General features: G+C 50.1%; 7 protein-coding genes. 5 read left to right on the top strand and 2 right to left on the bottom strand.

Annotated elements, in window-relative coordinates:
• Positions 1-20: 20 nt before the first annotated feature.
• From F0L74_RS01500 to F0L74_RS01480, 5 genes are all read left to right on the top strand, one after another.
• Positions 21-1,739 (top strand): SusD/RagB family nutrient-binding outer membrane lipoprotein, encoded by a 1,719-nt coding sequence (locus tag F0L74_RS01500; RefSeq protein ID WP_188315821.1) that lies wholly within the window; start codon positions 21-23, stop codon positions 1,737-1,739.
• A 26-nt stretch (positions 1,740-1,765) separates the two neighbouring features.
• Positions 1,766-2,623 (top strand): hypothetical protein, encoded by an 858-nt coding sequence (locus tag F0L74_RS01495; RefSeq protein ID WP_149836072.1) that lies wholly within the window; start codon positions 1,766-1,768, stop codon positions 2,621-2,623.
• Positions 2,624-3,118: 495 nt separating this feature from the next.
• Positions 3,119-6,232, top strand: coding sequence for a SusC/RagA family TonB-linked outer membrane protein (locus F0L74_RS01490; RefSeq protein ID WP_149836071.1), 3,114 nt, complete (start codon positions 3,119-3,121; stop codon positions 6,230-6,232).
• Positions 6,233-6,252: 20 nt separating this feature from the next.
• Entirely contained in the window at positions 6,253-7,740 is a 1,488-nt protein-coding gene (locus F0L74_RS01485; protein ID WP_149836070.1) for a SusD/RagB family nutrient-binding outer membrane lipoprotein, read from the top strand.
• 79 nt (positions 7,741-7,819) lie between these two features.
• A complete protein-coding gene (locus F0L74_RS01480) occupies positions 7,820-8,338 on the top strand; it encodes a hypothetical protein (protein ID WP_149836069.1) in 519 nt (172 codons plus the stop codon).
• Positions 8,339-8,418: 80 nt separating this feature from the next.
• Here the strand turns inward: F0L74_RS01480 and F0L74_RS01475 are convergent, their stop codons facing one another.
• Positions 8,419-9,588 carry a TlpA disulfide reductase family protein gene (locus F0L74_RS01475; protein ID WP_149836068.1) on the bottom strand — a complete coding sequence of 390 codons (1,170 nt, stop codon included), beginning with the start codon at positions 9,586-9,588 and terminating at the stop codon, positions 8,419-8,421.
• Between the two features lie 180 nt (positions 9,589-9,768).
• On the bottom strand, positions 9,769-11,223 hold the full coding sequence (gatB, locus tag F0L74_RS01470; RefSeq protein WP_149836067.1) for an Asp-tRNA(Asn)/Glu-tRNA(Gln) amidotransferase subunit GatB: 1,455 nt from the start codon (positions 11,221-11,223) through the stop codon (positions 9,769-9,771).
• Positions 11,224-11,248 lie beyond the last annotated feature (25 nt).

Raw genomic sequence — 11,248 nt, 5'->3', positions numbered from 1 at the left:
TCAACCAAAAAATGGAAACAATGAAACGATCAATCTATAGTTTTTTGGTAACGCTGGTGATCATGACCGGCTGTACTAAAGGCTTTCTCGATATTAACCAGGACCCGTATCATCCGGAGAAAACCTCGCTCAACCGCTTGCTGCCCACGGCAGAACAGGGCTTGTCCTATGCCCTGGGTTTCACCAACGATAACCGCGGCGCACGCGGCCTCACAGAAGTATTATCCGTATATACCCACCAGGTAGTAGTACGTGAGGTACAGGACCAATACGGTGCAGATGGTAGCCAGTTCGATATCAACGGCGCCTGGAAAGGTATGTACAGCAGTTCCCCTGCACAGGTAGGAGCAGACATACTGGGTTGCCTCCAGAACCTGGAAGTGATCATCACCCAGGGTACGGAAGAAGGCAACAAGGTATACACGGGCATCGCCAAGATCCTGAAGGCGTATGCCATTAGCCAGATGGTGGATGTTTTTGCAGATGTGCCCTTCTCAGAAGCAAATAAGCTGGCCTCAGACGGTATCCGCTTCCCTAAATACGACAAAGGCGCAGAGATCTATCCCAAATTGTTTGCCCTGCTGGATGAGGGCATTGCCGACCTTACCGCAGATGCGCCCAATACCGCAGTACCGGAGGTAGATGATATTATCTACAACGGTGATACGGATCTGTGGACCAAAGCCGGTAACAGCATTAAATTGAAGTTATACAACCAGGTAAGGCTGGTACAGAACGTATCCACTCAGGTAAACGCGCTCATAGCGGATGATAACCTTATCAGCAGCACAGACGAAAGCCTCCTGATGCGGTATGGTAAAGGTACCTCTCCGGATGACCGTAATCCTGGCTTTAATGATTATTACGCCGGACAAAAAACACACTACCAAAGCCCCTGGTTCTGGGAGATCATGAAAGGCTACAACAAACGCATTTTTACCGGTAATCCGGACCCGCGTGTGCCTTATTACTTCTACCGTCAGCTGACAGTTGATGATCCCGCACAAAGCCCCGTAGAGTACCGGGACGGCGGTTTCCTTTCCATCCTGTTCGGCTCCGTCGGCCCTAACCGCGACTGGTCACAGGACCAAAGCATGACCGTATTCGGTATCTACCCGGTGGGCGGCCGCTATGATGATGGCGAAGGAGAAAAAATAGATGGCAGCAGCGCTACCGGCGCAGCCCCCTATAAATTCCTGACGTATGCGGATGTGTTGTTTATAGAAGCAGAGCTGATGCAGGCCGGCGTAATAGCTGGCGATCCCAGGGCTAAGCTGTCAGCCGCAATGGATGAATCATTTAAGATGGTAGATTTTGTAGTGAGCCTGGTTGGCAATACCCAAACGGTACCAACGCTGTCAGGTGCTGCCGCAGCAGATACCTACCGTGATAAAGTGTTGGCAGAATTTGACGGCAAACCCGCTGCCGGCAGGCTGGAGATCATTATGACGGAAAAATGGATCAACGCCTTTGGCAGCAGTGTGGATGCCTATACGGATTACCGCCGTACCGGCTACCCGGTGCTGTTCAATCCTAAAGATCCTACACAGGCGCCCGGCGGCCGTTTTCAGCCACCCATCAATGGTGACCCTTTCAACCCCGTCCAACCGCCTGTACAGGTACAGCTAAGCCGCGCCTACCCATTATCATTGCCCTGGAGCGTAGATGACCTGAACGTAAATACCAATGCCCCTGCGCAAAAGCAGCCGGCTTCTTACCCCGTATTCTGGGATAAGTGATTTGTTAAAGCTAAAAACACTAACGTATGAACAAGATATTCAGCTTAATGATATTATGCGCTGCGGTATTGATGGTCAGCTCCTGCCGGGATAAGGATAATCCTGCCATACCGGATCTTAAACGCACCGTACTGCCGCAGTTTGTAAAAGACACCAGCGTAGATGTGCTGATACAAGACCCGGCAACATTCCGCGGCCGCTTTAATGTAGGCCTCTACTTTGCTAACGATAACAAGCCGCAGAAAATGGATATAGTAGTTGTCATGAATGGCGACAAGTCTAAGATCAAAACCCTGAAGGCGAATGTATCATCCTTCCCGGCCACAATAGATGTAACTGCTGACCAGCTGGCGCAGTTGTTTGGTAAAACAGCCGCAGATATACAAACCGGCGATGCGTTTGATATAGGCGCAGACGTTACATTGACCGACGGCACCTTTATTCCTATTTTCAGGACTGATGGTACAGAGCCTTACGGCGGCGATGCACAGAACTTTCCCGGCTCCAGCCTAAGCATACAGTATAAAAAAGTATGCCCGCTGGATATAAATGATTTGCTGGGTACGTTTACAGTAGATGACCCGGATTTCTGGGAAGCCTCTTACCCGGTAACAATAGCGCTGGAAGGTACAAATGTGCTCAAGATCACCGGCTGGGTACAGGATCCCACCGCTGTAATACGTTTCAACGTCAACCTCAAAACACAGGAAATAACAGTGCCCAAACAGGTATATCTGCCTACCCTGCCTGGTACGCCTTATCATAAACCTGCTGCGGAAGGCACAGGTACTGTAGATGCATGTGCTACTACCATGTCTGTACGGTTAACCAATACCGTAGACGAAGGCAGCTTTGGCGCAGCAACTGTTGAACTGCATAAATAGCGCAGTACATAATACGTTTATACTACCCCGTAACACGGTATACAACGCCTGTTACGGGGTATTTTTTTGCCGGTAACATTTAAGTTGTATGTTGTTATTTCCTACTAAATTTATATATTGCATTTAGTATCAGTAGCAAGACCAAAATCTAAAAAATAATCTAAACCAAAATCAAGTATCTGTACCAGGGAACGTAGCAAGTAATAATCAATTTGTGAGCCTTTGCCTATTTGCCCAGAAACCCTGTAGTACTATGAATTCAACCTATGAGTAATAATATGCGACACACTGTTGGTGAAGAATAGCCATTACACACGGAGTGATAGTGTTACCCGATTATTTCCCGCATAGGAACAAGACGAACAACCAAAATGACATAACGTAACAGGTATATGTTTAAACCTGCTATTGCTTTGACGGGGACTTGTTGAAGCAACGGGGACTCTTATGACCTAAAATGCTGTAAAATAAACCATCAATCAATCTAAATCACTCATGAAAAAAGCTTTACTGCTATGGCTATTTGTAGCCATGGGTGTGGTGCACGCTTTAGCACAGACCCGATCCCTTTCCGGTAAGATACTGGATGCAAAGGATGGTACACCGCTTCCCGGCGTTACCATAAAGATTAAAGGCACTAATACCGGTACTGTATCTACTCCAAATGGCTCCTTTAAGCTGGATGCAGTGGAGAATTCAGCCACATTGATTATTTCCTTTGTAGGTTACGAAGCCCAGGAAATTGGTGTTGGCAATAGCTCCAGCATTACCATACAATTAAAGCCAGATACCAAAAGCCTGCAGGAAGTAGTAGTAACGGCACAGGGTATCATACGTGATAAACGCTCCCTGGGTTACGCTACGGAAACCGTTAGCGGCGCAGATCTTTCCCAGAAATCAGAGCCCAACGTGCTGAACTCATTAGCCGGTAAGGTAGCGGGCGTAAATATCTCCAGCTCCAGCGGTGCGCCCGGCGCCAGCACTAATATTAATATAAGGGGTATCACTTCCTTCTCTGGTAGTAACCAGCCGCTGATCGTTGTGGATGGCGTAATATTCAGCAACGATGTGGATAATACGCAGAACACCCTCTTTGGTACACAGCCTTCTAACCGCCTGGCAGATATTGCCCCGGAGAGCATAGAATCTGTGAACCTGCTGAAAGGCCCCGCTGCTGCAGCTTTGTACGGTTCCCGCGCATCCGCCGGCGCTATCCTCATCACTACTAAAAGTGGTAAAGGGTTGACGGGTAAAACGGAAGTTACTGTTACCTCTTCCATGAACTTCTCCCAGGTATCAGGTCTGCCTGAATTCCAGAATGAATACGGGCAAGGCGCCAATAATGATTATGTGGCCAACTCCAGCAACTCCTGGGGCCCCGCTTTTGGCTCGCTGGATTCTATCACCACTACACAGGGTACCCGTGTTCCTTACAAGGCGTATCCCAACAACGTAAAAGACTTCTTCCAGACCGGCAGGATCATACAGAATGGCGTGAACCTCTCTTCCGGTACGGCAGATAATAATATTACCCTGGGCTTATCCAGCACTTTACAGAAAGGTATTATACCGGAAACGGAATTCAACCGGCACAGCGTACAGCTGGGCGGTAACCGCAAATTCCAGAATGGTATTAAAGTAAGCTCCTCTGTTACATATGTGCGCAGCAACCAGCTGGGTATACCGCAGGGTAACGGCGGCAGCGCCTTTGGTCTGCTTACGCGTATTCCCCGTAGCTATGATCTCATGGGGCAACCCTTTGAAGATCCTATTACCGGCCGCAGTATCTTCTATAATACTACGCAGAACCACCCCATGTGGAGCGTGTTCAACGAACAGTTCACCAGTAAGCTGAACCGCGTGTTCGGTTACTTTACCCTGAGCTATGACTTCACCAAATGGTTAAGCGCTTCTTACCGCGTAACCGGTGATATGTATAACGACCGCCGCAAATTCGTAGCACAGCCAACATCCGCCCGTAACCCGGAAGGCCAGATCCTGGAAGACCAGTTCTACCGTGGCGAGTTTAACGGCGACCTGAATATCCGCGCCTTCAAAAAGGACCTGTTCACGCCCGGTCTGGAATTAACCGCTTTACTGGGCCAGAACATCAACCACCGCGATTTCCAGAACGCTACCATCAACGCGCAGTCACTTACAGTACCTAACTTTGAGAACGTTGCAGGCGCCCTGGTATTCTCTACCAGTACAGAAACCAGCAACCGCAGAAGGTTATTGGGCTACTACGGCCAGTTAAGCTTTAACTACAAGAGCTACCTGTTCCTGGAGCTCACCGGCCGTATGGACCAGTCCTCTACACTGCCTAAAGACAACAACAAATACTTCTATCCTTCCGCAGCATTAAGCTTTGTACCTACAGATGCTTTCAAGCTGAAGTCTGATGTGCTGTCTTACCTGAAACTGCGCGTAAACGCCGCCAGGGTAGGCCGTGATGCGGATCCCTATCTGCTGAACAATACATACACCAAATCCAGTTACGGTAACAACACCGCCAGCATTACTTTCCCCATCTCTACAACCGGCGGGTTTGTACCGGGCTTCGACCCTTCCAACCGCCTGGCGCCGGATAAGCTTACGCCGGAGTTTACTTATTCTTATGAAGGTGGTATTAACGTAGGCCTGTTTAAAAGCCGCGTAAGTATAGACGCTACTTACTTCTACACAAGAAGCGTGAACCAGATCTTTAACCTGTCTATTTCCAACTCCTCTGGTTTTGATACCCGTACGGCTAACGTAGGTTTAATGACCAATAAGGGTATTGAGCTGTTGGTAAACGCTACGCCGCTGCAGTTCCGTGACTTTAGCTGGGATGTGTCTATCAACTACACCCGCATCCGTAACATGGTGCACCGTATTGGCGATAACGTGGGCGATATTAAGAATACCGCCATCACAGGCGATGGCTTCATCGGTATCCAGCCTTCCATTGCAGAAGGATATGCTTATGGCGTGATCATCGGCACCAAAAATGCACGTAACGACGCCGGTCAGCTGCTTATCAATCCCACTACCGGTTTATTGGTACCCGGTATAGCAGGCGAGGTGATCTCAGACCCCAATCCGGATTGGATTGCAGGTATCACCAACACATTCCGCTATAAGAACTTCTCCTTGTCTTTTTTGATAGATACCAAACAGGGCGGGGATATCTACTCCTTTAGCATGGCGGATGTCAGGGGCAACGGCAGCCTGGCGATCACCGCGGCTGACAGGGATCAGCCCCGCATTCTGCCCGGCGTAATAGCCACCGGCGATGGTAAATATGTGCCCAATAATATCCAGATCAGTGCACAGTCTTACTGGGCTGCATTAGGTGGTCTGGCTTCTGAAGGCGCTGTGTTTGATGCAACGGTATACCGCCTGCGCGAGATATCCATGTATTATACGCTGCCTTCCCGCTGGTTCCTGAATTCAGCTATCGGCTCTGTAAGCCTGGGCGCCAGCGCGCGTAACCTGTTCTTCTATGCTCCCCACTATCCCGCAGATCCTGAGACCAACACACAGGGCGCCGGTAACATACAGGGCATGGATCTGAACGGTGCGCCGGCCACCAGGAACTTTGGCGCAAACCTGAGGGTTACATTCTAAACAGTAAAATCAAGTACACGATGACGACAAGATTGCTTAAATATATACCCATAGTATTACTGGCGGTTGCCACCACCAGTTGTAAAAAATACCTGGATGTAAATGATACGCCCAACAACCCGTTGGAAGTACAGCCTGCACAGTTGCTGGCATCCGGCCTGTCTGGCGCCGCTTTTGCCGCCGCCGGCGATATGAACCGCTTTGGCCAGGTAATTATGGACTACCATACCGGCACTGCAGGCAGCCCTTCCACCTGGGATATCTACAACACCAACGGCGCAGACTTTGGCAACCAATGGCGTTTGGACCTCTATGACGGCTCCCTGATCGCCTTCAAGGATATGATACGCCGTGGCGACGAGTTGGACTCCAAGGCCTATTCCGGCGTAGGGAAGATCATGCTCGGTTATACCTTTGCCTTTACAACAGACATATGGGGCGATATCCCTTATTCCCAGGCCCTGAAAGGCCGCGATTACCCCACAGAAGGTAATAGCGTGCTGCAGCCCCGCCTGGATAAACAGGAAGATATCTATAAAGGCAACGCTGGCCTGGGCATACAAAGCCTGTTTGACCTGGTGCGCGAAGGCATTGCTGATCTGGATGCTACCTCTGCTCTTAAACCGGGAACTAAAGACGATCTGATCTACGGCGGCAACCTCGCCAACTGGAAAAAAGCCGGTTACACCCTGCTGATGAAACTGGCCCTGCAGATCAGTAAAAGAGAGCCGGCTTTGGCCGCTACCGTTATTAACGAGGCGCTGGCTGCAGACTATATCAAATCAAACACGGAGAATATGGGCGTTAAGTTTGGTAACGTAGTAGGCAGCCAAAGCCCGCTGTTTTATCTAATTAATGTGAGCAGTTTCCGTGATGAGATGCTGGTAAGCACCCGTTACGTAACCCGCCTGCAGGCCCTGAATGATCCCCGTCTGGATCGTTGGGTGACCAAACCCTCCGGTAATTTTGTTACCCTGGATAATGGTTACAGGGGCACCATACCAACTAATACCACTTTCTCCAGGTTAAGCACCGTGATCACCGGCCTGGATGGTGTTGGCCCTGTACGCCTGCTCACAAATGCACAGCGGGCCTTTATACTGGCAGAGGCCGCGCTTACCCTGGATATCTCTATCCCGGATGCAAATGCCGATGCGCTGTATAAAGAAGGGATCCGCGCCTCCATGCAGGATGCCGGCGTGGAGAACACGGCTATTGACGCCTATTTTGCCGCCAATGCTGCCGTCGTAACCCTCAGTGGTACAGTAGCGCAGCAGGTAGAACAGATCATCACCCAGAAATACATAGCCCTTACCGGCAACCCGCTGGAGGCCTGGAACGATTACCGCCGTACCGGTTACCCCGTAATGGCAGAACACCAGAATGCTGTAGGTATAGATGGTAAACGCCCGGTAAGAGCGCAATATATCGATCAGGAAGTGGCCAGGAACCCTAACTTTTCACCCGCGCCTTTACCCAACGTTAAAGTTTGGTGGGACGTTGATTGATAGCAACTGAAACGGTGGAACCTGTTCCCGCATGAGGCGGGAAGCTTGCCTGCCTTAAACAAGATTAAACTAATCGCAGATGAAAAAGATATTGAATAAGATAACATTCTTTGCCCTGCTGGCCACCATGTTCACCGCCTGCAGCAAAGACTTCACAGACGATCTGGTAAAGGATAACAAGCCGGAGATACCGGTCACTTTTGATGGGGCTACCACCTATGGTTTCAACCCATATTATAAACTAAAGCTGAGTGGTGATGGCGTTATAAAAATAACCATGAGCATCCCCTCAAACGCCAGCGTAAAGATCAAAGAAGTAACCAGGGCTATTGCCGGTGCTACCTCCATTACGCCGGGTAACGTAACCAACGCCGCTATAACATCTTACCTGGATGCGCCTGTTACGGTGAATGGTACTACCGTTACCATCACTACCTCCATTACAGAATGGAATAGCAAACTAACCGGCGCCGGCAATGTGATCCCGGCAACTGTAACCGCAGGTACGCTGGTAGAAAGGGCCATGATGTTCCTCTTAACAATGGAAGATAACAGCACCATTGTTCCCGTTCAGTGCCGCCTGCGTATTGAACCATAACAACGCTCTCGAATTAGGACAAAATAAGAAGGGATGGCAGCGATGCCATCCCATTCTTTATATAATACGGTCTTAAAAGATTATTTCACTACTTCCTGCAGCTTCTGCTCCAGTGCGGGACCCCTTAAATTAGCGGCGATCACTTTACCCTTAGGGTCCATCAGGAAATTGGTAGGGATACCGTTAATGCCATATAAAGGCACTACGGCAGAATCCCAGAATTTCAGATCGCTCACATGGCTCCAGGTAAGGCCGTCTGCCTGTATCGCCTGCACCCAGTTTTCTTTCTTTTTGTCCAGGGAAACACCCAGTATGGTGAAATTCTTGTTCTTATACTGTTGATAAGCTTTTACCACATTCGGGTTTTCCATACGGCAGGGCTGGCACCAGCTGGCCCAGAAATCCACCAGTACGTATTTACCACGGAAAGAAGACAGTTTTACCATCTTCCCGGAAGGATCCGGCAGCGTAAAATCAGGGGCCATATCACCCACCTTTACGGCAGACATGCTTTCTTCTTCAGCGCCGCTGTCCGCGTTGGCTTTACCGCCGGTAGCTACCTGCTGCTCAATTTCGTTAATACGGCCGGCAAGGCTTTTTACCAGCGTATTCTCCGGAAAACGTTTTTCCACGTTGGTGATCACCTGTTTTTGATCTATCAGTATCTCCGGGTTGCTGATCATGCTCAATGCAAATACCGCATTGGCGGGGTAAGGCGTTTTGTCCGCATAGGCGATAAAAGATTGCTGCAGATCAGATTCCTTTTGCTGCAGGGCTTTCACCTTCTCTTGCAGAACGCTGTCAGGCAGATGGGCGCCCTGCAGGCTGTCAACCGCGCGCATTTCCATAGTAAGCGCCTGGCCTTTGGCGTTAGCGTCCGTCATAAGGTCCTGTAAAGCAGCAGAAGCTTCAGAGCCTTTTATGCTGATCTTATCCAGGTTGTCATAATCGCCTTCTATCTTCATATCGCCGGCGTCCAGGGCCAGCAGGATGTATTTACTGTTGCCAAACCGGATGCGGTACAGGCCCTGCTCCGGCACAGTGCCTTTGAGGGTAAATTTACCGCTTGCGTCTTTGAGGGTAGTGGTGTCTGCCACTTTCACTTCCTTGAGGGTTAGCTCTTCCAGGAATACGGGACCCAGCGGGGCGTTGGCTAAATGCACCGATATGTTAAAATTGCCTTTCTCTGTCTGTTGTCCGCAACTTGCCAGCAACAAACCCAGGGCCAGCCATAATGTTATTTTTTTCATGCAAAGTATTTTTTCGATCCTGTTTCCGATGGTTTCATGATTTTATTACCCAAAAATAAGGAATAATCACCCATAAGGGGTGATCCGCTCATGTAACGAAAAGTGTGCCGTATTGCCCATACGGCAGGCTTTACCGCCATTTGTACAGTGGTTTACAGGCCCGGGGCTAACCGTTCATCACTATTTAAGCTTTTCCAGCAGCAGCTGGTTGGTGAGCTTTGGATCCGCTTTGCCTTTTGACAGCTTCATTACTTCGCCCACAAACAGGGATAGGATGCCTTTTTTGCCGGCTTTGTATTCTGCCACCTTACCAGCGTATTTAGCCAATACCTCGTCTATAATGGGCGAAATATTGTCCGCATTGGTATCCTGCAGCAGGTTAAGGGCCGTAGCTATCTCCAGCGGCGAACGGCCGGGTTGCTGGATCATTTCGGGGAATATACGGGATGAGGCGATGGAAAAGTTCACCTTGCCGGATTCTACCAGCGTTATCAGCGCTGCCAGTGAGGCGGCTGGTAGCGGGAACTGCTCCATACCTGCGGTATGTTCATTAAGGTATTGTTTTACAGGGCCTAACAGCCAGTTGGCGGCGGCTTTATACTGGGGCGCCGCGGTTACTACCTGGGCAAAATAATCCGCCGTGGCCTTATCATCGCACAGTACGCGGGCATCATATTCGGGCAGGCCGTATTGGGTAGTATATTGCTGCACCAGCTCATCCGGCAGGGCAGGTAAGGCCGCTTTTATGCCGCCAATGAGCTCCTGGCTCAGGCGGAAAGGGGCAAGGTCCGGCTCCGGGAAGTACCGGTAATCATTGGCTTCCTCTTTGGAGCGCAGGGAAAAAGAACTGCCATTGGAGGCGTCAAAACTGCGGGTTTCCTGTATAATGGTACCACCGGTCTCCAGCAGCTCTATCTGCCGTTTTACTTCGTTCTCAATGGCCCTTTTTACGTTGCGGATGGAGTTCATGTTCTTTACCTCCACCTTGGTGCCAAGGGTGGTTTCGCCTTTCAGGCGGATGGATATGTTCGCGTCGCAGCGCATGCTGCCTTCTTCCATATTACCGTCGCATACGCCCAGCCAGCGCACCAGCCTTCTGAGGGCGGTAAGATAGGCATAGGCCTCATCGCCGGTATGCATATCCGGCTCTGTTACGATCTCCACCAGCGGCACGCCGGCGCGGTTATAATCTACCAGGGTGTTATCCGGCTCCTGGTCGTGAATAGATTTACCGGCGTCTTCTTCCAGGTGAATGCGGTTCAGCTGCACGTTGCGCTCGCCGTCCGCGGTAATAATAGTGACAAAGCCCCCGTTGCAGATGGGCGCCGTATGTTGGGATACCTGGTAGCCTTTGGGAAGGTCCGGGTAAAAATAGTTCTTACGTGCAAAATAATTTTCCTCCGCTATCCCGCAATGACAAGCCAGGCCCAGCTTAACGGCATATTCCACCGCTTTGTGGTTCATACGGGGCAGCGTGCCCGGATGTCCCAGCGTAATAGGGCTGATATGCGTATTGGGAGCGCCGCCAAACGCCGCACTGTCGCCGCAGAATAACTTACTCTCCGTGAGCAATTGGGCATGTACTTCCAGCCCGATTACCGTCTCATACTTGTTATAGTCAATGTTCGCGCTCATAAAAATTCAAGGTGCATTTGTGCAG

The organism is Chitinophaga agrisoli (assembly GCF_008386695.1).
Lineage (GTDB): Bacteria > Bacteroidota > Bacteroidia > Chitinophagales > Chitinophagaceae > Chitinophaga > Chitinophaga agrisoli.
Note: the sequence above shows the minus strand (reverse complement) of the source record. Positions and strands in the feature narration are given on the sequence as shown.